Here is a 21,202-nt window from a genome sequence, read left to right on the forward strand (position 1 = left end):
ACGCTCGATTCGTCGCCGGATGCACAGGTAAGGAACACCGCGCCGGGGACCCATGCGCCGGTGCTCGGCATGCACGGTATCGGCAAGCACTTTGGTGCGTTTCACGCCCTGACCGACGTATCGCTCGATCTGGTTGCAGGCGAAGTGCATTGCCTGCTCGGTGAGAACGGTGCCGGCAAGTCCACCTTGTGCAACGTGATGTTCGGCGTTCATCAGCCGGATGCGGGCGGCATGCTGATCGATGGCGCGCCGTATCGGCCGCGCAGTCCACGCGACGCGCTCGCGCACGGCATTGCGATGGTGCATCAGCATTTCAGTCTCGTCGATGACGTCACCGTCCTCGACAACTTGCTGCTCGGGCGTTCGCACGGCTGGCTGGATCGCGCGAGGCAAGCGCAGCGCGTGCGTGCGCTGGTGGAAGATCTCGGCCTGGCACTCGATCCTGACGCGCGGATTGCCGCGTTGTCGGTGGGCGAGCGGCAGCGTGTGGAGATCGTCAAGTGTCTGATCCGCGAGCCGCGCCTGCTCGTGCTCGACGAACCCACCGCAGTCCTCCTGCCCGCCGAGATAGAGTCGTTGCTCGCCATGTGCGAGCGCGTCGCGGCACGCGGCTGCGCGGTGGTCCTCGTCACGCACAAGCTCGCTGAAATCCGCCGGATCGCAACCCGGGCCACCGTGCTGCAAAGCGGCCGCGTGGTCGCGCGCTCGAGCACGCCTTCAGCGGACGTCGACCGCCTCGTGCACGCGATGATTCATCGCGAATCGGCACCGGGCGCCGAGGCGCGCAAAGCGTCATCGCCGTCACCGTATGGCCGCCCTTTAAGCGACGAAGCCCTTCAAGTCGATGGCCTGACCGTTCGTAGCGCCGACGGCGTGACGCGCGTGGACAATTGCACGCTGGTGGTCAATCGCGGCGAGATAGTCGGCATTGCAGGCGTGGAAGGCAACGGCCAAAGCGAACTGGGCGCGGTGCTTGCCGGCATGATGAAAGCATCGGCGGGACGGTTTTTTATCGATGGAACCGAAGGCACGTTTGCAACGCCTTCGCAACTCACGCGGCTTGGCGTGGGCATCGTCCCGGAAGACCGGCACGCGACCGGATGCGTTCCAGACATGAGCCTCACGGAAAACCTCTGTCTCAACCGGCTCGATGACTTCTCGCGCTGGGGCTTCACCCGTCACCGTGCGATGCGCGCGGCCGCAACCTCGCTGATGCAGCGCTTCGATGTCCGCGCCGCCAGCGCCGATGTTGCCTTTCGCGGACTCTCCGGCGGCAACCAGCAGAAGGCGGTGCTGGCACGCGAGCTCACGCTCGAAGGCCTCGTTTTCCTGATGGCGGCGCAGCCCACGCGCGGCCTGGATGTCGGTGCGGTCGCAGCCGTGTACGACCACATTCGCGCGGCACGCGACCAGGGTGTCGGCGTGCTGCTCATCTCTTCCGAACTCGATGAACTGATGGCCGTCGCGGACCGCATCGTCGTGATGTATCGCGGAAAAATCATGGGGACGTGCGTGCCCGATCCCGCTCAACTCGATCTCCAGCGTGGCCGTATCGGCGCGTGGATGGCAGGACAAGACTCATGAATACGCTCACGGTTTCGCCACGTTCAACCTGGCTTCGATCGCAGCGCATGCGCACCGTTTGCGTGCTCGCCGGCGCGGCGCTGGTCGCGGTGATTGCGGCGCTGGTGCTGATTGCAAGCGTGGGCGTGCCGCTTGGCGACGCGCTCGCAGCTTTCGCCGATGGCGCCTGGGGCTCGGCCTATGCGGTTGGCGCGTCGATCAATCGCAGTCTTGCGTTTGCGCTCGTTGGCACAGGTTTCGTGCTTGCAAACCGCGCGCAACTTACCAATGTCGGCGGGGAAGGGCAGATCGCGATAGGCGGGATCACGGCCACGGCGGTCAGCCTCTCGGGCGGCGTTGCGCATCTTCCGTTCGGGCTCGCCTTCATCCTGCCGATGTTCGCCGCCGCGCTCGCGGGCGGTGTGTGGGGCGCAATTCCGGGTTTGCTCAAGGCGCGCGCGGGCACCAATGAAGTCATCAGCACGCTGCTGATGTCGTTTATCGCGGTCTGGTTTTTGTATTGGTGCGTGCAATCCGAAGCGCTGCTTCGCCAGCCGATGTCGAACGCTGCGACGCTGCCCGAATCACTCGAAATTTCCGATGCCACCAAGTTGCCGCAACTCGCAGCCGACAGCGGCGCGGGTTTGCATATCGGCTTGCCGATAACGGTCGTGCTGGGCATCGCCGTCGCGATCTTGCTGCTGCGCACGCGCTTTGGGCTTTATTTGCGGGCCGTCGGTTTGAACGCGCTTGCCGCACGGCGCGCGGGGATGCCGATTACATCGACGATCGTGGGCGCGCTCGCGCTTGCTGGCGCGTTCGGCGGCCTTGCGGGAGCGCTGATGCTCCAGGGCGACCAGTATTCGCTGAAAGCGGGTTTTTCGTCGGGCTATGGCTTCGATGGCCTCGTCGTCGGGCTCCTCGCGCGCGGGTCGGTCACCGGCGTGTTCGCCGCGGCTTTGCTCTTTGGCTTCTTGCGCTCAGGCGGCATCAACATGGAAATGGTGGCGTCGGTGCCGTCCGCTCTCGTGCTCGTCGTGCAGGGCATCGTCATTGTCACGCTGGCAGGCGGGTCGTTGTGGCTCGACAAACAAGGAGCACGATAATGGATGCAGGCATTGCGGCGGTGTTCGCCGGGTCGGCCATTCGCTTTGCTGCGCCGCTCATGCTGGCTTCGACCGGAGAACTGGTCAGCGAGCGGGCGGGGGTCCTGAACATGAGCGTGGAAGGCATGATGCTTTCTGGCGCGTTTCTCGGCGCCGCAGGCGCATGGGCAACAGGCAACGCGGCGCTGGGACTCGCCATCGGCATGCTGGGCGTTTTGCCTATCGCGTTGCTCCAGGCTTTCCTCAGCATCACCTTGCGTGCGAACCAGATCGTGACGGGGATTGGTATCAACATTCTCGCGCTGGGCGCAACCACGCTTGCGTATCGCGAGTTGTTCGGCGAGCGATCGAGCGTGGCGATCCCAGGACTTGCGCGTTGGTCACCTCCAGGCCTGAGCGCTATTCCGATGATAGGCGAACCCGTATTTCATCAGGTCTGGCTCGTGTATGCAGGCTTCGCCGTCTTGCTGCTCACCTCAGTCGTGCTTCGGCGCACGGCGCTCGGCATCTCGCTTCATGCGGTCGGCGCGGCGCCCAAGGCAGTCGATCAATCCGGGCTCTCGGTGACACGCCTGCGTTACGGCGCGGTGCTGTTCTCAGGCTTGATGTCGGGTGCTGCGGGCTGTTTTATTTCTATCGGCGATATACATACGTTCACGGAAGGCATGACAAGCGGGTCCGGTTATCTCGCGATTGCAGCGATCATTTTCGGCAACTGGAAACTCGGCCGCACTGCTGGCGCGTGCCTTCTATTTGGTGCTGCGAGCGCGTTGCAATTCCAGTTGCCGCTGCTCGGCATTCATGTGCCGACTGCGCTGCTCATCATGCTGCCCTATCTCCTTGCGCTGGTCGCCGTTGCAGGCTTGATCGGACGACAGACCGCGCCGCTTGCATTGACGCAACCGTTCAGGCGATGACGCGGAAAGGCTGCGATTAGAATAAGCCGACCGATTACTGCTGGCTCACCAGGTTTATTTTCGACATGACACGTGCTGCTCCAAGAACGACTTCCGGCACCCCGCCCGTTGCGGCCGTGACCAATGAAAAGGCGCCCGCAACCAGCCGGCAACGCCTTGCCGCAGCGACCCGCCAGCGCATCTTCAAGGTCGCCATTGCCGAGTTCTCGGATAAAGGTTTGAGCGGTGCGCGCGTGGAGACCATCGCCAGCCGCTCGAAGGTGAATATCCGCATGATCTATCACTATTTCGGCGGCAAGGAAGCGCTCTATCTGGAGGTGCTGGAGTTTGTGCTTTCGCGTTTACGCGAAGCCGAACTTGCACTTGAACTCGATGCGCAACGCGTGCCGCCGGTGGCCGGTATCGTGCAGCTTTACGACTTTATCGAAGGCCATTTTTCTGCGCACCCGGAATTGCTCAAGTTGCTGTCGTTCGAGAACCTGAACCGGGCGCGCTCCATGAAGCGCTCGAAGAGTATTCCGGAAATGGCATCGCCCGTGTTGGGTCTGATATCCACGTTGATCGCGCGCGGCGAAGCGGATGGATCGCTGCGAAAAGGCATGGATCCGTTGCATCTTTATGTCGGCCTCGTCAGTCTTTGCTCGTTTCACAAATCGAACGCTTACACGCTCTCGCGGATATTCAATGTCGATTTGCTGACCGATGACTGGCAGCAAGATCACAAGCATCAAGCCCATGAAATGGTGCGTGCGTTTTTGGCGGGGACAGGGAAGGCCGCGAAAGTCAGCAAGCTGGCTTAAGTTCAGCAGCAGAGATTCTTATGCATGTGCCGTAGGCGATCGGGTGCCGGACAATCGGAACTCTCCGGACTGCACCGAGCGTCCGGCGCGCTTTTATAAGGATCTTGCAATGAAGATACTGACCGCGGTCAAACGCGTGGTGGACTACAACGTCAAGGTTCGCGTGAAGGCGGATCTATCGGGTGTCGAGACCGCGAACATCAAGATGTCGATGAATCCGTTCGACGAAATCGCCGTCGAAGCCGCAACGCGGCTCAAGGAAAGCGGGCACGCCGCCGAAGTGGTGGCGGTCTCGTGCGGCACCGCGAAAAGTGAGGAAACGCTTCGCACCGCGCTTGCGATTGGCGCGGATCGCGGCGTGCTCGTGCAGACGGATGCGGACCTTCAACCGCTTGCGGTAGCGAAGTTGCTGCATGCAATCGTTGCGCAAGAGCAGCCGCAACTCGTGATCCTGGGCAAGCAGGCCATCGACGACGACTCGAATCAGACCGGACAAATGCTGGCCGGCTTGCTCGGCTGGCCGCAGGCTACGTTCGCAAGTCGTATCGAAGTGGCGGATGGGATGGCGACCGTCACGCGCGAGGTCGATGACGGCCTTGAAACCATTACGCTCGAACTTCCGGCCATTATTACGGCCGACTTGCGCCTCAACGAGCCGCGTTATGTCACGCTGCCAAGCATCATGAAGGCAAAGAAAAAGCCCATCGATATAACGAACCCCGAAGCGCTCGGAGTCGATGTCGCACCTCGGCTGGAAATCATTCAGGTTACCGAACCAACCGTGCGTCCCGCGGGTGTGAGGGTCGCGAATGTCGCCGCGCTTATCGATAAACTTAAAAACGAAGCCAAGGTGATCTGACATGCGCACGCTCGTAATAGCGGAACACGACGACGGGAAATTGAAAAACCCGACGCTCAACACAATCTCGGCGGCGTCGGAAATAGGCGGAGAAATCGACGTACTGGTCGCGGGTCACAATGTCAGTCAGGTGGCTGGTGCCGCGAGCCGATTAAATGGCGTCAGCAAGGTGCATCTGGCAGATGCGCCGCATTTCGCGGGCAACCTTGCGGAGAACGTGGCGGCTCAAGTGTTCTCGATCGCGAACACAAACGCGTATAGCCATATCCTGTTCGCGGCGACATCGGCAGGGAAAAACGTTGCGCCGCGTATCGCGGCAAGGCTGGATACGGCGCAGATATCCGATGTGATCGAGATTGTTTCCGCCGATACCTTCCGTCGTCCAATTTACGCAGGCAACGCGATAGCAACCGTACGATCGCGCGATGCAATCAAGGTCCTGACAATACGAACGACCGCATTCGGCGCCTGCAACATCAAGATGGAGGCCGCGCCGACCGAAATTCCAGACGCAGTGCCTGACAGCGGCTTGTCGCGTTTCATCGGAGGCGAGGTGGCAACGAGCGATCGTCCGGATCTGACGGGCGCGAAGGTCGTGGTGTCCGGCGGACGCGGACTCGGCAGCGCGGATAATTTCGCGATTCTCAATCCGCTCGCGGTGAAGCTTGGCGCGGCGCTCGGCGCATCGCGTGCAGCGGTGGATTCCGGCTTTGCGCCAAACGACTGGCAGGTCGGGCAAACGGGCAAGGTGGTCGCGCCGGAACTTTACATTGCCGTGGGTATCTCGGGCGCGATCCAGCATCTCGCGGGCATGAAAGACTCGAAGGTGATCGTGGCCATCAACAAGGACGCCGATGCACCCATCTTCAGCATCGCTGATTACGGTTTGGTAGGCGATCTCTTCGATGTCGTGCCGGCGTTGTCCCGGGGGTTGTAAAGAGGCAAAAAAACCGGATGTCAGCATCCGGTTTTTATCCTGCGTATCGCAAAACCACATCAGGACACGGCGCCCGACCCATATTTCCCGACCAGCAGCGCACCGCTCGCGAAGCGTTCCAACGCATAAGGCGCGAGGGAAACATCGGTCGGAAGACACAGCGCATGCTGCGCCAGAATCTTGCCGATACCCGGAGACAACTTGAACCCGTGTCCGGAAAATCCAAATCCCACAACGAGCCCTTCAATATCGGCAACCGGTCCGAGAACGGGATTCCAGTCGGGCGTGACGTCGTACACGCCCGTCCACGACGACGCCAGCCCGGCCGCTTCATACGCAGGGAAACGCTCGGCAACCTGCTCGCCCACTTCACCCACGTAGTCGAGGGAGATATCGCCTTGTTCCGTCTCGGGCGAGCTTAACGTTTCACCGACCACACCTTCGGAAACCAGCATCTGCTTGCCGCCATAACTGCGGTAATACAGCATGCCCGGTGATCCGAGATCCTTGAAGGCGGGCATCGTGAACGTGTAGGGCGCTTCGTTGCATTCGAGCGCGAGCACCGTATGACGCTCCGGTTTCACCGGCAACGTCACGCCCGTCCAGCTTTCCAGTTCCGGCGTCCAGATGTTCTGCGTGCTGATCAAGGTGCCGCAAGAAAAATCGCCTGCGCCGGTGGTGACGCCCACGACCCGGCGACCCTCGCGCAGCAGACCGGTAACGTTCACGCCTTCCTTGACCGTCACGCCGCGTCGCCGCGCGGAGCGCGCAAAGGCGGTCGCGACAAGGTATGCATCGGCGAAACCGGCTTCCGGCTCGTAGCCGATCAGCGCGGCGTCATCGAATTGCGCGATCGGCATCAACTCACGGGCCTCTTCCCGCGACGGCATGCGCACTTCAATACCCATCTCGCGCTGCGCCTCAAGCGATGAACGCAGCGCATCGAGCTTGTCGCCCTCGGGCGAGACGATCATGTAGCCGCTTTTGACGAGGCCGCACGACGCTTCCTCGTCGCCGACGTACTCCGCGAAATTATTGAACGCCCACCACGACGAACGCGCGAGTTCCACGTTCTGCCGCACCGAATAATGCGTGCGCAGCAAGCCGGACGATTGCGAAGTCGTGCCGGCGCCGATCAGGCCGCGATCGATGACAAGCACGCTGCCCGCGCCAAGCGCGGCGAGATGATGCGCGACCGAGGTGCCGATCACGCCAGCGCCGATCACGATGAAGTCGTAGTGGTTCATGAGTAACCATGCAAAAAGGGACGTGCGTGGATGTTACGAACCAACGCGAGCGCGCAATTTTGTATAAGTTAAATTAATGCTGCGCGGTGTGTTTGCTGTTATCGGATGCAATAAGACATGCGCCGGGCACGCTTCGCGACGCAGCAATTTTGCAACGAGCCAAAAAATCATCATGCCGATACGACGAACCCAATTGCCAATCGATTTGCGTGCGCTGCAGGCGTTCGTTGCCGTATGCAACCTCGGGTCGATGACGGCGGCGGCCAAACAGCTCGGCGTGAGCCAGAGCGCGGTGAGCCAGGCCGTGGCGGCGCTCGAGCGGGAGCAGGGCGCAAGCCTCTTTGATCGCGACAGCCGCCCGCCCCGTCCAAACGTCGCCGGCCGAACCTTGCTTGAACTGGCCGGCCCGTTGCTCGACCACGCGCAGCGCGTTGCCACCAGTTTCAGCGACACCACCGATGGCGCCCAGTTGCCCGTCCGGCTGGGTTGCGTCGATTCGTTCGCCGCGACCGTGGGCGCCGAACTGATCCGGGGATTGTCGGGCTCCGCGCGGCAGATTGCGTTGTGGTCGGGCCTGACGCCTGGCCTCACGCGTCAGTTGCACGAACGTGAAATCGATCTGGCGGTGTGCACGGAAACAATCGTGACCGATACGCGCATCGGAGAGAAGCCGCTGTTTTCGGAAGCCTTTGTGGCAGTCGTGGCGCGGCGCCATCTGGAAGATCAGCCGGACCTCGACTGGCGCCGGCTTGCCGATGAGCTGCCCTTGATCCGCTACACGGCGCATTCGGTTATTGGGCAGCAAGTGGAGCGGTTTGCACGGCACCTGGGTATCGAAAGTCCGCGCCGCTATGAGTTCGATGCCACCGATCCCTTGCTCAGCCTCGTCGCCGCGCGTCTTGGCTTTGCCATCTCCACGCCGCTTTGCCTCTGGCAGGCGCGCCACTACTTGCCGGAGATCGCAGTGCTGCCGCTGCCGTCCGGCAAACTCGGGCGGCGCGGCTTCTATTTGCTGCATCGCGAAGGCGAATGGGATGAGTTCGCGCGCGAACTCATAGCGTTGACGCGGCGTGTACTCGATCACACCATCCGGCCGGCGCTGACAAAGGCGTTGCCGCGTCTTCCGGGCGACGCAATCCGCCGGCCAAGCCCATGACGGAAAACCCTTAGGCGTCGCGCCGGTGACAGTTGTTGTCGAAAACGTGGCACTGCCCGGGATTTTGAGTCGTTACAGTGCATCGGTAGCCACGAATCCGACCCATCTTCATCGTCGATGAACACACCGGAGGCCGTTTGGAAACACTCGTTTTTATCTGGAACAACGGCCCGTCGATTCTTCGCATGCTCGTCGAGCATCTTGAACTGGTCGCGGTCGGCGTGGGCTGCGCGATTCTCACGGGCGTGCCGCTAGGCGTCGCGATCAGCGCGCACGAACGCAGCGCGAAGATCGTCCTGTACGTCGCGGCAATCCTGATGACGATTCCATCGGTTGCGCTCTTCGGCCTGCTGATTCCGGTGTTGTCGCTGATCGGGCAGGGCATCGGTTTCCTGCCGGCAGTGATCGCGCTGTTCCTCTATTCCCAGTTGCCGATCGTGCGCAACACCTACGCCGCGATCCGCAATCTCGATCCCGCGTTGCGCGAAGCGGCGAACGGCATGGGCATGACCACGCGGCAACGGCTCTTCAAGGTCGAAATGCCGATCGCGATGCCGATCATCATGGCGGGCATCCGCATGGCGGTAGTCATCAATATTGGCATTGCGGCGATCGCCACGTACATTGGCGCGGGCGGTCTCGGCCGGCTGATCAGCCGCGGCATTTCGCAATCGGATTCGCGCCAGTTGATCGCGGGAGCGCTGATTGTCGGCGGCCTTGCGATTCTTGCGGACTTCGGACTCGCGCTCGTGCAACGCCGCCTCACTCCTGCAGGCTTGCGGACGGTGCGCCTGCCGCTTCTGTCGGCGCGCTCTGGCCGCGGCCGCCGTGCCAGCGTGTCTGGCCTCGAGCGCCCAACGATCGCGGAGAGCCGATGATCAACCTTCAACATCTCACCAAGCGCTTCGAGTCACGTCAGGCACAAGCAGTAGTCGATGATGTATCGATGGACATCGAGGAAGGCGAACTGTGTGTGCTGCTCGGGCCATCCGGCTGCGGCAAGACCACGACGCTCAAGATGATCAACCGGCTCGTGCAGCCGACGTCGGGCCGGATACTGATAGGCGGCGAGGATACGTCGAGCTTCGACGTGGTCGAATTGCGCCGGCGCATTGGCTATGTGATCCAGCAAGTCGGGCTGTTTCCCAACATGACAGTCGAGCAGAATATCGGCCTCGTTCCGCAGATGCTCGGCTGGGACAAGCGCAAGACGCGTCAGCGCACGGAGGAGCTGCTTGAACTGGTGGCGCTCGATCCGGCCTTGTATCTAAGCTGTTATCCGCGCGATTTGTCGGGTGGTCAGCAACAGCGTGTGGGCGTCGCGCGCGCGCTTGCGGCCGATCCGCCCGTGATGCTGATGGACGAGCCTTTCGGCGCGATTGATCCGATCAACCGCACATCGATCCAGGACGAGTTTCGCAAGATTCAAAAGCGGCTGAAAAAGACCGTGGTGTTCGTGAGCCACGACATCGACGAAGCCATGAAGATGGCCGACAAGGTCGCGATCTTTCGCAACGGCAAGCTCGAACAGTTCGCCGGTCCAGACGAACTGCTGGCGCGTCCGGCGACGCCGTTTATCGCGGATTTCGTCGGCGCGGATCGTGCATTGAAGCGGTTGCGCTTGCTGCGTGCAGGCGCGGCGATGGTAGCGACCGATGCCATCGTTCGCGCCGGAGACACGAAGAGCGCGGCGCGCGCAGCGCTGGCTTTGCATCCGCATGGCGAAGCGGTTTTTATCGATACGAACGGCAAGCCCGCGGGTTATTTCACTGCATCGCGGCTTGACGCCGTGCCTGAGAGGCTGGAAGCGCCAATGGCGTTGCCGTTGCCCGCAACCGTTCGCACTGGCGACGACCTGCGTTCGGTCATGTCGATGATGCTTGCCCATGGCGTGTCGTGGTTTGCCGTCGTGGACGAGACAGGACGCTTCGCGGGGTACGTCACGCATGCGGGTATTGCCGAGATGGCGCGTGCGTCATGCGCGGGCGGCGCGGCGTTCGCCGGCGCGCTGGATTTGCCGGCGGCGGCCGAGCGTGATCTCGATGCGGCGCTGCTTGCAAAAAGCCGTGCCGAGGAGGGCGTGTGATCATGCGCTTACGCGGGTTCACGTGGCGTCTTGGCACATGTTCGGCGATCTCGCTGTTCGCCTCGCAAGCGCGCGCCGCGAACTGGTTCGCGCCGCTCGCGCCTTACAAGGACGACATGCTTTACCAGGCAGGCCAGCAGATGCTGATGGTCGCCATCGCGGGCGCCTTGGCGATTGCCGTTGCGCTGCCGGCCGGGATCTGGCTCAGCCGTCCGTCGCGGGGACGCATGGCGCATGGGGTCATGCTCGCGCTCAACGCGGGGCAAGCGGTGCCGAAGCTCGCGTTGCTCGCGCTTGCCATGAGCCTGATGGGCATCGGCGCGAAGCCTGCGATCTTTGGATTATGGGTGGCGACCCTGCTTCCCATCGCGATGAACACGTACGAAGGCATTCGCGCCGTACCCCCGGCACTGATCGATGCCGCCACCGGAATTGGCATGACGCCGCGGCAGATCCTGTGGCGCGTTGAACTTCCCAACGCCATGTTCGTGATCTTTGCGGGCTTGCGTACCGCGCTCGCCATTACAGTGGGAACAGCGCCGCTCGCGTTTCTCGTGGGCGGCGGAGGCTTGGGCGAGCTGATCTTTACGGGCATCGATTTGAACGATTTCGCCATGTTGCTCGCCGGCGCCGTGCCGACTGCGCTGCTTGCAATCCTGACCGACATGCTCGTTGCACAGATGCAATACCGGCTCGTGCCGCGCGGCGTGAATCCGCAACGCTGAACGTTTTCTTCCCTTCTTCATTTCACTGGATCTTCCATGCATATCCGGCTATTTTCCCGTGTCTTCGCGCTCCTACCTGCGTTCTGCCTCACGGCAAGCATGCTCGCGGCTCAACCCGCGCGCGCCGCGGATGCCGCAACCGTAACGGTTGGCGGGAAAAACTTCACCGAGCAAGTGCTGCTCGCGCAGATCACGACCGCGTTGCTGCAGGCGAAGGGTTTCAACGTCGTGAAGAAAGACGGGATGGGCAGCACGGTGCTGCGTCAGGCGCAGGAGAATGGCCAGATCGACGTGTACTGGGAATACACAGGCACCTCGCTCATCACCTACAACAAGGTGACGGAGCACCTTACGCCTGCCGAAACATATACACGCGTGAAGCAACTCGATGCCGCCAAGGGAATCGTGTGGCTCGATGCATCGAAAGCGAATGACACGTATGGTCTTGCAATGAATCGCGACGAAGCCGCGAAGCTCGGCATTGCCACGATCAGCGATCTCGCGAAGGCGCTCGGCGCCGGGAAGGACCTGACCTTCGCGTGCAACTCGGAGTTCTACGCGCGTCCCGACGGTCTGAAGCCGCTGCAAGCGGCGTACGGGTTTTCGTTCTCGCCATCGCAAATCAAGCGGATGGATTCGGGCCTGACCTATCAGGCGCTCAAGGACAAGCAAGTCCAGGTCGCGCTCGTGTTTACGACCGATGGACGCGTGCCAGCCTTCAACTTCATTACCTTGCGCGACGACAAGAACTTCTTCCCCGCATACGCGCTCACGCCCGTGATCCGCAAGGCGACGCTCGATGCCAATCCGAAGCTCGGGCCGCTCCTCAATTCCATTTCGGCGAAACTCGATGACAAGACCATGGCGCGGTTGAACGCCGAGGTGGATGTATCGAAGAAATCCGTCGATGACGTCGCGAGCGATTTTCTCAAGTCGTCCGGTTTGATGTAACTGTGCGCGAAGAATCATGAACGATGGTTTGATCCTAGCTGCCGCACAAGTTGAAACATTGCCCGGCGATATTACCGGCAACGTGGAACGGCATTTGATGTTTATCGCCAAAGCTGCATCGGCGAACGTAAACATGCTCGTCTTCCCCGAGCTCTCGCTGGTCGGACATGGCGCGGGTGCCGAGACGTTGCGCCTTGCCATGCCCGCTGATCACATGGTCTTGCGGCAACTCGCTGAAGTGTGCGGGCCGATGCACACGGTGGTTGGTTTTATTGAGGAAGCGCCGGGCGCGCAGTTCTATAACAGCGTGGCGACGCTTGCGTATGGTCGGGTGGTGCATGTGCATCGGAAGATTGGGCTCGCGACTTATGGCAAGCTCGACGATGGCAAGTTCTACGCGCCCGGCAATGCGCTGGGTTCGTTCCATCTGGAAGATCCGCGCTGGCAAGTCGCAACGCCGATCTGTGCGGACTGGTGGAATCCGTCGCTGGTTCACGACGCCGCTTGCGCGGGGATGACGCTTGGCGTTGCGCCGATCAGTTCGGCGCTGGAAGCGGTCGGCGATCAGTTCGATAACCCGCGCGGATGGGATACGGTGTTGCGGTTTTATGCGCTGGTTTACGGCTTGCCGATCGTGATGGCGAATCGTGTGGGGCATGAGGGTGAACTGCATTTCTGGGGTGGATCGCGGGTTGTTGATTCCTACGGAAATGTATTGGCGGAAAGTCGCGAGGCGCGGGAGGAGTTGGTGATCGCGCGGCTCGATTACGACGATGTCAGGAGGGCGAGGTTTGCGTTACCGACGGTGAGGGATGCCCGGACGCGAGAGGGCTGGCGGGGGTGAGGCTGGGTTGCTACTACTCGGGCCTTCGCAGGTTTGCTGCTAGAACTGAAACTGCGAAAGCCTAAGCAGCAACAACCCCGCCCACCCAACCAACCCTTCCCACAACTTTCTTAAGCACCCAAAAACGTCGCTTTCGTGTTGACGTACGTCGCGTCCCTGCGGACATACAGTAATTCGTCAGGCGAGAATGGCCTCATTCAATCGCCCTCGACGGAGAAAACGCGATGCTGGATGCGGCGCACGTCCACGCCCTGCTCGATGAACGGCGCGAAGGTTTTAGCCTGGCGCGGCCGTTCTACGTCGAACCGGCGTTCCACGATCTCGACATCGACGCAGTCTTTTCCAACGAATGGCTCTTCGCCTGCAACGTGGCGGAGATTCGCGCCCCGGGCGATTACCTGACGATGGAAATTGGCGAAACGTCGGTCGTCATCATGCGAACGCAAGACGGCGAGGTAAAAGCGTTTTTCAACACCTGCCGGCATCGCGGCTCACGCATTTGCACCGAAGCACAGGGCCACGTCCACCGTCTGGTCTGTCCGTATCACCAGTGGGTCTACAACCTCGACGGCGCGTTGCTCCATGCGCGGCAAATGCCTGCCGGGTTCGATCGCGACGCATATGGTCTCGCGCCGGTGCACGTGGAAGTGATCTGCGGCATGGTGTACGTCTGTATCGCGGAAACGCCGCCGGATATCACGCGGTTTCGCCAGTCCGTCACGCCGTACATTGCGCCACATGCACCCGAACGCACGAAGGTCGCGCACGTCGAAACGCTGATCGAAGACGCGAACTGGAAGCTAGTCATCGAAAACAACCGAGAGTGTTATCACTGCAGCGGGAATCACCCGGAACTGCTGGCTACGCTCGTCGAGTTCGCGCTGCCCGACGACCCCGCCGGTTCCGAGTATTTCCGTGAACTTATGGATGGCCAAGCGCGCCACTGGGACGCGCAAAACCTCGTGCATCTTCCCGCCGATGGCGGTAACGAATTCCGCTGCATCCGCTTGCCGTTCCATCGCGGGGCGGTATCGTTCACACCCGACGGATCACCCGCGTGCGCGAAGTTGCTCGGCGACCTGACCGATCCTGATCTCGGGTCGGTACGGATGTTCAGGGTTCCGAACAACTGGAACCATTTCCTTGCCGATCACATCATTCACTTCCGCATCCTGCCGCTTTCCGCGAACCGTACCGCGCTGCGCACGACTTGGCTCGTGCACGAAGACGCCGTTGAAGGCGTCGATTACGACATCGAGACGCTTACATCTGTCTGGCGCGCGACCAACACGCAAGATGCGCGGCTTGCAGCGAACAATCATCTCGGAGTGGCATCGAAGGCGTATGTGCCGGGGCCTTACGCGCCATCGGAATTCATGTTGCGCAATTTCACCAACTGGTATGCCGGTAAGCTGGCAGAACATCTTGCGAAAACGGAACCCGCGCGCCGCACTTTCACGTTACACGCTCATGGTTGAGAATCAATCGATAGTGCAAAGTGCTGCGACCATCGTGGAAGGTCCGGCAGAGCGGACGCTCGAATGCGTTGAGGTCCGCATCGAAACATCGACGGTGAAGACCTTCGTGTTCCGTGATCTCGATGCAAACGGAGCAATGCATTTCCTGCCCGGCCAGTCGATGATGCTGACGCTCGATATCGCCGGCGAACGGTTGCAGCGCACGTTCTCGATTGCATCGGCGCCATTGGGAAGCGCCACGCTTGAACTGACGATCAAAGCGCCGGCCGATGGCCGCGCCACGCGCTGGCTTCACGATGCATTACGTCCGGGCATGACGCTCGGCGCACGCTATCCGCTCGGGCAATTCCAGCTCGATCCCGATACGGAGTCTGCGAAACCCGTCGCTCTGGTTTCGGCGGGCTCGGGCGCTTCGCCGTTGATGTCGATGCTGCGTACGCTCGCGGTGCATCGTCCGGAGGCGGACGTTGCGTGGTTCCATGCGGCGCGCGATATCGGCGACATCCTTTTTGCGCGGGAACTGGCAACGCTGCAGACCAGCATGCCCAACCTGAAAGTCAGCGTGACATTGAGCGCTCCGGCGGCCGGATGGTTCGGGCTGCGCGGACGCATTTCGCGACGCATTATTTCCGCAGCCGTTCCGGACTTCAATCTTCGTGAGGTGTATTGCTGCGGTCCGGCAAGCTTCATGAGTGAGGTCAAGCGCATTCATGCCGCCGACGGCGCGCGTCATGCGGGCTTTCATACCGAACATTTCGCGCCGGTCGAATTGTTCCCGGACGAGGCGCCACGAGAGATAGACGACGGTGTCACGCATCAAATCACCCTCGGCGATAAAACCTTCCAGACGCGTGCGAACGAAACCATTCTGATGGCGGCATCGCGTCAAAACGTGGTGATTCCGTGCGGCTGCGCAAGCGGAATTTGCGGCACATGCAAGTTGCGCCGGGTCTCCGGTGTGATCGAAATGCGGCATCAAGGCGGCTTGTCGGAAAAAGAGGAAGCGCAGGGATTTGTTCTCGCGTGCTCCAGCCGCGCCGCATCCGATGTCACGCTGGAATTCTGATATCAATTCAAACGGGACTCTGTCATGCAGCAACGCGCCGGACGTTTCATCCATGGGCTTTGTTTCGATGACTTGCCGCAGGAAGTCGTGGAGCGCGCGCAAAGCCTGATGCTCGATTTGCTGGGCGTGGCGGCGGCCGGCAGCGGCACCGCGCTTGCACGCATTGCAAGCGATCACGCCTTCGATTTTTTCGGGGCAGGGCGCGACGCGGTACGGATGCTTTTCGATGGACGCAGTGCCAGTCCGCTCGGCGCGGCGCTCGCGGGCGGCATGACCATCGACAGCTTCGACGGCCACGATGGTCACGTGCTGACCAAGGGTCACGTCGGCGTTGCCGTGCTACCGGCATTGCTCGCAATGGCAGAGCTCGATCCATCGATGGACGGCCGCGAAGCCATCGTAAGCCTCGTGCTCGGCTATGAAATCGGCACGCGTGCGGGCATCGCGCTGCATGCATCGAGTAGCGAATACCACACGTCCGGCGCGTGGAACGCGCTGGCTGCGGCGGCGCTGTGCGCGCGATCGCTGAAGCTCGATGAACCAACTACGCGCCATGCGCTGGGTATCGCCGAATATCACGGTCCGCGCAGCGAGATGATGCGATGCATCGACTTTCCGACAATGCTCAAGGACGGTTCCGGCTGGGGCAGCATGGCCGGAGTGAGCGCCGCGCTCTTCGCGCAGCGCGGTTTCACCGGCGCGCCTGCGCTGACGATCGAGGCGCACGACCCCGCATTGTGGCAAGACCTCGGCGAGCGCTGGATGATTCTGGAGCAATACGTCAAGCCTTACCCGGTTTGCCGATGGGCGCATCCGTCGATCGCCGCCGCGCTGCAATTGCGCGCTGAACACAATCTGAGCGTGGAGATGATCGAAAGCGTGACTATCGAAACTTTCCATCAGGCGACGCGCCTGTGCTCGACGTTTCCCGCGAATACCGAGGAAGCGCAATACGGCGTGCTGTTCCCGGTCGCGGCGGCGCTCGCGGATGGTCGTGTCGATGCCCGCACGATCCAGTCCGAAGGTCTTTCCGACGCGCGCCTTCGCGCGCTGTTGCCGCGCCTGCGAACTGCCGAGAGCGCGGAGTTCAGCGCCGCGTTTCCCGCTGAACGCTGGGCGCGGATTGTGGTCACGACCCGCGATGGCGCACAGCTCGACTCCGGTCCGGTCACGGCTTCGGGCGGTTCGGACAAACCGATGTCGCAGGACGCGCTGTTATCGAAATTTCGATCGCTGACAGCGGCGCGGTTCGGCAACGGGATTGCGCAGCAAATCGAAAATGATGTCCTTTCGCTGCATGAGTCCGCGAGCGCGCTGCAATCGCTGAAGGAACACGTGCTTATCGCACCTTCGCTGCAATCGTCGCGCGATGAGGCGATGACGTCGGTTTTGTGACATGGGTCAGGCATCGCGCCATCCGATAATCCTTGGGACAGCATTGCGAACATCGAAATAAGGGACGCTCGTGGGCCAGCACATTGAATTCGATCCGGCATCGGTTGCGGGCAAGGCGCCGCCGATCGCGCATGAAACCGACTTGCTCATCATCGGGGCGGGACCCGCGGGTCTCGCCGCGGCAATGGAAGCGGCAGGGCGCGGCATACGTGTGACGCTCGTCGATGAAAACCCCGTGCCGCTCGAAACCATGGGCGAAGAGGTGCCGTTGCATTTCGGCGGACGCATGGGCGCAGCGCTGAGCAACCGCAACGCGATGCTTGAAGCAATGCTCGACGCGAATCCCGAACTGGGCGACGTGCTGGAAGCCGGAGTGGATGTCCGGCTGGGCACGGCAGTCTGGGGCCTGTTTCCGCAACGCCCGACCGCTGCGTGGATCGAAGGCCGCGTGGCCGGACTGGCCGATGGCGACAGCGCTTATCTTATGCGCTTCGGGCAAGTGATCGTCGCGGCGGGGCGGCGCGACATGGGTCTCGCTTTTGAAGGCTGGCAGCGTCCCGGCGTGACGGGGGCGAGCGCGGCGTATCGGCTGAGTTCAACTTATGGCGCGTTGGATACGCGTGTCGCGGTGATGCTCGGCAGCGACACGCATGCGCTGCAGATCGCCAATGCGTTGTCCGATACGGGCGTGCGGATCGCGGCTATCGTTGAACAGGATACGTCTGTCCCCGGCGACGCAGCCTTGCTCGCGCGGCTGGTCGAGCGCGGTGCGCACGTGTACACGCAGCATGTCATACGGGAAGCACTGGGCGATGCCTACGGCGTGACCTCGGTGACGCTTTGCGCAATCGATGCGAACCAACGGCATCGCGCGGATGCACAGCATTCGATTCAATGCGATACGGTGCTGCTCGGCATTGCTGCCATTCCGGCAATCGAACTGCTGGAAGCGGCAGGGTGCAAGACGGCATTCGTTCCGGATCGCGGCGGGAATGTGGCCTTGGTAGACGAATTTCAGCGCACATCGCTGCCGTTTGTCTTCGCGGCGGGCGATTGTGCCGGCGTCTGGGATACAAAACATCTCGCCTCCGATACCGCGCGTCAAGAAGGGCGCATAGCCGCCGTTGCTGCCCTCCGTGCGCTGGGTGTCGAAGCCCCGGCCGCGCGACCGGCATCCGGAGTCGTGCCCGACACATGCCTGCGGGACCCAGCTGCTTTGCGCGAAGCCTGGGTGCGTGCTTCGGTCATCGAAGCAAAAGGCGAACCGTTTGTCTGCCAATGCGAGGAAGTGACGGCCGTCGAAATCCTGACCGTGCGTCCGCCGCGTTATCTCGACTGGAACCGTCAGGCCGATCCTGCAACCGCACGCAGTCTGGCTTCGCTTGTGGTCGAAGGGCCGCCGAGTCCGGATATCGTCAAGCGCCTGACGCGGGCTTGCATGGGGCCATGCCAGGGACGCCGCTGCCGCGAACAGGTTGCAACGCTGCTTTCGATCGGCTCGGCAACGCCACTCGGCGCCATGCCGGTTGCAACGTTCCGCTCACCAGTGCGACCTCTGCCGCTGAGCCAGCTCGCCGCATTGGACGAAGTGCCCGCGTTGGGCGAACACTGGGACAGCTGGTTCGGCATTGCATCGCAATGGGTACCGTTCTGGCGCGCGACGCCGCTCTACACCGCCGCCGGCCGCGAAACGGGCGTCGTGGTCGCGAGCGAGTAGGACGGGCGATTCAGCGTAAGCAGACCCACATGGAAAACGCGATGGAACACGGCAAGCAGGAAAGCGTTACCGGGAACGCCAAAGGGGCGTCGGTGATCATCATTGGCGGCGGCGTCACGGGCTTGAGCGCGGGATGGTGGCTCGCCCGCGAAGGTATCGACGTCCTGGTGCTCGATGCGGGCCTGATCGGCTGGGGCGCATCGGGCCGCAACGGTGGCGGTTGTTCGCATCATCACAGTCCGTTGTTTCTCGAAGAGCAACGCCTCTGGCCAAAGATGGACGAATTGCTTGGATATCCTACGGAATTCCGCCCGAACCGGATTCGCATTGCGCTGGATGAGCAGCAGTTCAAGTTGTATCGACGTGCGCTGGATAACGGGGCGCACCACGGATTGCGCTCGGATATTCTCGACGGGAAACAGGTCCGCGAACTCGTGCCCTTTGCCGGCGACAACGTTCATTCCGGCTACTTCTATCACTTCGGCGGACACGCGAATCCGCATCGCACGTTGCAGGCTTACGCATGGGCGATGCAGGATTGCGGCGGCCGGTTGATGCAACACACGGAGGTGACAGGATTCGAGCGACGCGCCGGCCGCGTGACCGGCTTGGAGACATCGCGTGGACACTTGGGCTGTGATCATGTCGTGATCGCGGCGGGCCCGCGCACTGGCGAACTCGCCGCAATGCTCGGCGTGGACGTGCCGCTTGCAAGCGCGCGCGCCGAGATGATCGTGACGGAACCGCTGCCGTTGATGAACATAGGCGGCGTGGATGGTAACGGCCTCTACGGACGTCAGACGCTGCGCGGCAATCTTGCTTATGGCGGTGGTCCACACGAATGGGTCGATCTCGCCGATACCTATAAAAACGCAGAAGGCGAGCGAGCGCATTCGACGCCTTTGCAAGGCAGTATCGCCGCGCGCGTGGCGGGACTATTTCCGAAGGTCGCACACGCGCGGGTGATTCGCAGCTGGGCGGGGTTTATCGAAAATACGCCGGATGGGCGGCCCGTGATCGATCGTCCGTCGCCGATGGAAAACCTGACTATCGCCACGCTGTCGAGCGTTGGTTTTGGCTTGTCGCCAGCGAGCGGCCACGCAATCCGCGATCTCGTCGTGGATGGCGCCTGTTCGTTCGCGGACATATCGGGATTCGCGCTTTCGCGCTTTGCGCAACTCGAGCCCGACTGGCGCCAGATCCAGGGATGGATGCCGTTGCCGGCTGTCGCTGTCTAGGAACGCGGCAGCGCGCTGCGCAGATCCGTCGGGCTCGCGTTATAGACACGGCGCACCCAGCGCGCCAGATGCGAAGCCGACGCAAACCCCGTGGCGAGCGCGATGTCGGCCACGGGCACATTGGAATACACCAGCAGGTCGTGCGCGCGTTCGAGCCGCAATTGCACGTAATAACGCGCGGGCGTCGCATTGAGATGGCGCAGGAAAAGCCGCTCGAGCTGGCGCGATGTCATGGCAATATCGGTGCCGATTCGTGATATGGGCAAAGGCTCGTCCACATGCGCGCGCATGAGTTCGATCGCGCGCCGGATACCGCGCGGCAGGCTTTCGTGGTTCTGGTCGCGCCAGCCGCGTTGTTCGTCGTCGCTGTCGCGGATGCGCTCGTGGTGGAACTGGTTTGCTACGCGGACGGCAAGCTCAGGACCATGTTGTTCGGATATCAACTGCAGCATCATGTCCATTGCGGCAATGCCACCCGAGCATGTCATGCGGTCGCGATCGATCTCATAGATCTTCCCCGAGCACATCAGGCCGCGAAATTCTTCGGTGAAAGCAGAGAGGTTTTCCCAGTGGATCGTGCACTGGTAGCCTTCGAGCAGACCGGCGCGCGCAAGAAGATAACTTCCCGTCGATAACGAACCGATCACCGCGCCCGTGCGAGCCGCGCGTCGCAGCGCCCGGAGGTATTCCGGCTCGAGCGTGGGATCGAGGCGCAAGCCGCCGCAAACGAAAATATACTGCGCGTGGGCCATGACATCGTCGAGCTTTTGCGCCTGCAATTCAATGCCGTTCGACGCATGCACCGGATTGCCGTCGAGACTTGCAAGCGTCCAGCTATAGAGCGTCCTGTTCATCAGCCGGTTCGCCGAGCGCAGCGGTTCTATGGCTGAAGAAAGACTCATCATGGAGAGCCCGTCTACCAGCAGGAAAAGGAAAGTGCTTGCGGCATCGGATGAATCTGGCTTGCCGGCAGATGCGTTCGAATGTGCTGGGGAAGTCTGTTTTTTCATCACACCTGGGCGTTGCTCGATGGGCCTTGCCGGCCTGTGATGCAAGCCGGATGTGTCGCACGATCATAGTCGAACTTTATGCCGGCGGCAGGCAAAAAAAAGCCATG

General features: G+C 61.8%; 19 protein-coding genes. 17 read left to right on the forward strand and 2 right to left on the reverse strand.

What is annotated here, in order from left to right; genetic code table 11:
• Positions 1-69 precede the first annotated feature (69 nt).
• The 6 genes from ASG35_RS12235 (at position 70) to ASG35_RS12260 (ending at position 6,182) form a co-directional block, all read left to right on the forward strand.
• Positions 70-1,584, forward strand: coding sequence for an ABC transporter ATP-binding protein (locus ASG35_RS12235; protein ID WP_056357486.1), 1,515 nt, complete (start codon positions 70-72; stop codon positions 1,582-1,584).
• The gene (locus ASG35_RS12240) at positions 1,581-2,669 is read left to right on the forward strand and encodes an ABC transporter permease (protein WP_056356958.1); all 1,089 of its coding nucleotides are present in this window, start codon (positions 1,581-1,583) and stop codon (positions 2,667-2,669) included. The genes ASG35_RS12235 and ASG35_RS12240 overlap by 4 nt, the downstream gene beginning before the upstream one ends.
• Positions 2,669-3,586, forward strand: coding sequence for an ABC transporter permease (locus tag ASG35_RS12245; protein WP_056356962.1), 918 nt, complete (start codon positions 2,669-2,671; stop codon positions 3,584-3,586). The genes ASG35_RS12240 and ASG35_RS12245 overlap by 1 nt, the downstream gene beginning before the upstream one ends.
• Before the next feature lie 65 nt (positions 3,587-3,651).
• Positions 3,652-4,386: a TetR/AcrR family transcriptional regulator gene (locus tag ASG35_RS12250; RefSeq protein WP_082508344.1), complete on the forward strand. Its 735-nt coding sequence runs from the start codon at positions 3,652-3,654 to the stop codon at positions 4,384-4,386.
• A gap of 109 nt (positions 4,387-4,495) precedes the next feature.
• Positions 4,496-5,245 carry an electron transfer flavoprotein subunit beta/FixA family protein gene (locus tag ASG35_RS12255; RefSeq protein ID WP_056356967.1) on the forward strand — a complete coding sequence of 250 codons (750 nt, stop codon included), beginning with the start codon at positions 4,496-4,498 and terminating at the stop codon, positions 5,243-5,245.
• 1 nt (position 5,246) lies between these two features.
• Positions 5,247-6,182 (forward strand): electron transfer flavoprotein subunit alpha/FixB family protein, encoded by a 936-nt coding sequence (locus tag ASG35_RS12260; protein WP_056356968.1) that lies wholly within the window; start codon positions 5,247-5,249, stop codon positions 6,180-6,182.
• Between the two features lie 59 nt (positions 6,183-6,241).
• On the opposite strand, the gene ASG35_RS12265 is transcribed toward ASG35_RS12260, so the two are convergent.
• The gene (locus ASG35_RS12265) at positions 6,242-7,429 is read right to left on the reverse strand and encodes an NAD(P)/FAD-dependent oxidoreductase (RefSeq protein ID WP_056356974.1); all 1,188 of its coding nucleotides are present in this window, start codon (positions 7,427-7,429) and stop codon (positions 6,242-6,244) included.
• A gap of 178 nt (positions 7,430-7,607) precedes the next feature.
• Between ASG35_RS12265 and ASG35_RS12270 the strand changes: the two genes are divergently transcribed.
• From ASG35_RS12270 to ASG35_RS12320, 11 genes are all read left to right on the forward strand, one after another.
• Positions 7,608-8,585 (forward strand): LysR family transcriptional regulator, encoded by a 978-nt coding sequence (locus ASG35_RS12270; RefSeq protein ID WP_056357492.1) that lies wholly within the window; start codon positions 7,608-7,610, stop codon positions 8,583-8,585.
• 137 nt (positions 8,586-8,722) lie between these two features.
• On the forward strand, positions 8,723-9,463 hold the full coding sequence (locus ASG35_RS12275; RefSeq protein WP_056356977.1) for an ABC transporter permease: 741 nt from the start codon (positions 8,723-8,725) through the stop codon (positions 9,461-9,463).
• Positions 9,460-10,671, forward strand: coding sequence for an ABC transporter ATP-binding protein (locus ASG35_RS12280; protein ID WP_056356980.1), 1,212 nt, complete (start codon positions 9,460-9,462; stop codon positions 10,669-10,671). Before ASG35_RS12275 ends, ASG35_RS12280 begins: the two co-directional genes overlap by 4 nt.
• 2 nt (positions 10,672-10,673) lie before the next feature.
• Positions 10,674-11,396: an ABC transporter permease gene (locus ASG35_RS12285; RefSeq protein WP_056356983.1), complete on the forward strand. Its 723-nt coding sequence runs from the start codon at positions 10,674-10,676 to the stop codon at positions 11,394-11,396.
• Positions 11,397-11,432: 36 nt separating this feature from the next.
• The gene (locus ASG35_RS12290) at positions 11,433-12,347 is read left to right on the forward strand and encodes a glycine betaine ABC transporter substrate-binding protein (protein ID WP_056356986.1); all 915 of its coding nucleotides are present in this window, start codon (positions 11,433-11,435) and stop codon (positions 12,345-12,347) included.
• A 16-nt stretch (positions 12,348-12,363) separates the two neighbouring features.
• Complete coding sequence (locus tag ASG35_RS12295) at positions 12,364-13,191, forward strand: nitrilase-related carbon-nitrogen hydrolase (protein WP_056356990.1); 828 nt, start codon at positions 12,364-12,366, stop codon at positions 13,189-13,191.
• Positions 13,192-13,415: 224 nt separating this feature from the next.
• Positions 13,416-14,669 (forward strand): aromatic ring-hydroxylating oxygenase subunit alpha, encoded by a 1,254-nt coding sequence (locus tag ASG35_RS12300; protein WP_056356993.1) that lies wholly within the window; start codon positions 13,416-13,418, stop codon positions 14,667-14,669.
• Positions 14,662-15,735, forward strand: coding sequence for a flavin reductase family protein (locus ASG35_RS12305; RefSeq protein ID WP_056356996.1), 1,074 nt, complete (start codon positions 14,662-14,664; stop codon positions 15,733-15,735). The genes ASG35_RS12300 and ASG35_RS12305 overlap by 8 nt, the downstream gene beginning before the upstream one ends.
• Before the next feature lie 24 nt (positions 15,736-15,759).
• Entirely contained in the window at positions 15,760-17,130 is a 1,371-nt protein-coding gene (locus tag ASG35_RS12310) for an MmgE/PrpD family protein (RefSeq protein ID WP_056356999.1), read from the forward strand.
• Between the two features lie 70 nt (positions 17,131-17,200).
• Positions 17,201-18,847, forward strand: a complete 1,647-nt coding sequence (locus ASG35_RS12315) for an FAD-dependent oxidoreductase (protein ID WP_056357002.1) — start codon at positions 17,201-17,203, stop codon at positions 18,845-18,847.
• A gap of 29 nt (positions 18,848-18,876) precedes the next feature.
• A complete protein-coding gene (locus ASG35_RS12320) occupies positions 18,877-20,085 on the forward strand; it encodes an NAD(P)/FAD-dependent oxidoreductase (protein ID WP_200945713.1) in 1,209 nt (402 codons plus the stop codon).
• On the opposite strand, the gene ASG35_RS12325 is transcribed toward ASG35_RS12320, so the two are convergent.
• Entirely contained in the window at positions 20,082-21,095 is a 1,014-nt protein-coding gene (locus ASG35_RS12325) for a GlxA family transcriptional regulator (RefSeq protein WP_082508346.1), read from the reverse strand. The two genes, ASG35_RS12320 and ASG35_RS12325, sit on opposite strands and share 4 nt — an antisense overlap.
• Between the last annotated feature and the right edge of the window lie 107 nt (positions 21,096-21,202).

The sequence above is a fragment of the Burkholderia sp. Leaf177 genome, assembly GCF_001424345.1.
Classification (GTDB): Bacteria; Pseudomonadota; Gammaproteobacteria; order Burkholderiales; family Burkholderiaceae; genus Caballeronia.

What these genes read in the sequence shown, in the direction of transcription:
- ASG35_RS12235 (WP_056357486.1), top strand. Translation starts at nt 70, where the DNA reads ATGCACGGTATCGGCAAGCACTTTGGTGCGTTTCACGCCCTGACCGAC.
- ASG35_RS12240 (WP_056356958.1), top strand. Translation starts at nt 1,581, where the DNA reads ATGAATACGCTCACGGTTTCGCCACGTTCAACCTGGCTTCGATCGCAG.
- ASG35_RS12245 (WP_056356962.1), top strand. Translation starts at nt 2,669, where the DNA reads ATGGATGCAGGCATTGCGGCGGTGTTCGCCGGGTCGGCCATTCGCTTT.
- ASG35_RS12250 (WP_082508344.1), top strand. Translation starts at nt 3,652, where the DNA reads ATGACACGTGCTGCTCCAAGAACGACTTCCGGCACCCCGCCCGTTGCG.
- ASG35_RS12255 (WP_056356967.1), top strand. Translation starts at nt 4,496, where the DNA reads ATGAAGATACTGACCGCGGTCAAACGCGTGGTGGACTACAACGTCAAG.
- ASG35_RS12260 (WP_056356968.1), top strand. Translation starts at nt 5,247, where the DNA reads ATGCGCACGCTCGTAATAGCGGAACACGACGACGGGAAATTGAAAAAC.
- ASG35_RS12265 (WP_056356974.1), bottom strand. Translation starts at nt 7,429, where the DNA reads ATGAACCACTACGACTTCATCGTGATCGGCGCTGGCGTGATCGGCACC.
- ASG35_RS12280 (WP_056356980.1), top strand. Translation starts at nt 9,460, where the DNA reads ATGATCAACCTTCAACATCTCACCAAGCGCTTCGAGTCACGTCAGGCA.
- ASG35_RS12285 (WP_056356983.1), top strand. Translation starts at nt 10,674, where the DNA reads ATGCGCTTACGCGGGTTCACGTGGCGTCTTGGCACATGTTCGGCGATC.
- ASG35_RS12290 (WP_056356986.1), top strand. Translation starts at nt 11,433, where the DNA reads ATGCATATCCGGCTATTTTCCCGTGTCTTCGCGCTCCTACCTGCGTTC.
- ASG35_RS12295 (WP_056356990.1), top strand. Translation starts at nt 12,364, where the DNA reads ATGAACGATGGTTTGATCCTAGCTGCCGCACAAGTTGAAACATTGCCC.
- ASG35_RS12300 (WP_056356993.1), top strand. Translation starts at nt 13,416, where the DNA reads ATGCTGGATGCGGCGCACGTCCACGCCCTGCTCGATGAACGGCGCGAA.
- ASG35_RS12305 (WP_056356996.1), top strand. Translation starts at nt 14,662, where the DNA reads ATGGTTGAGAATCAATCGATAGTGCAAAGTGCTGCGACCATCGTGGAA.
- ASG35_RS12310 (WP_056356999.1), top strand. Translation starts at nt 15,760, where the DNA reads ATGCAGCAACGCGCCGGACGTTTCATCCATGGGCTTTGTTTCGATGAC.
- ASG35_RS12320 (WP_200945713.1), top strand. Translation starts at nt 18,877, where the DNA reads ATGGAAAACGCGATGGAACACGGCAAGCAGGAAAGCGTTACCGGGAAC.
- ASG35_RS12325 (WP_082508346.1), bottom strand. Translation starts at nt 21,095, where the DNA reads ATGAAAAAACAGACTTCCCCAGCACATTCGAACGCATCTGCCGGCAAG.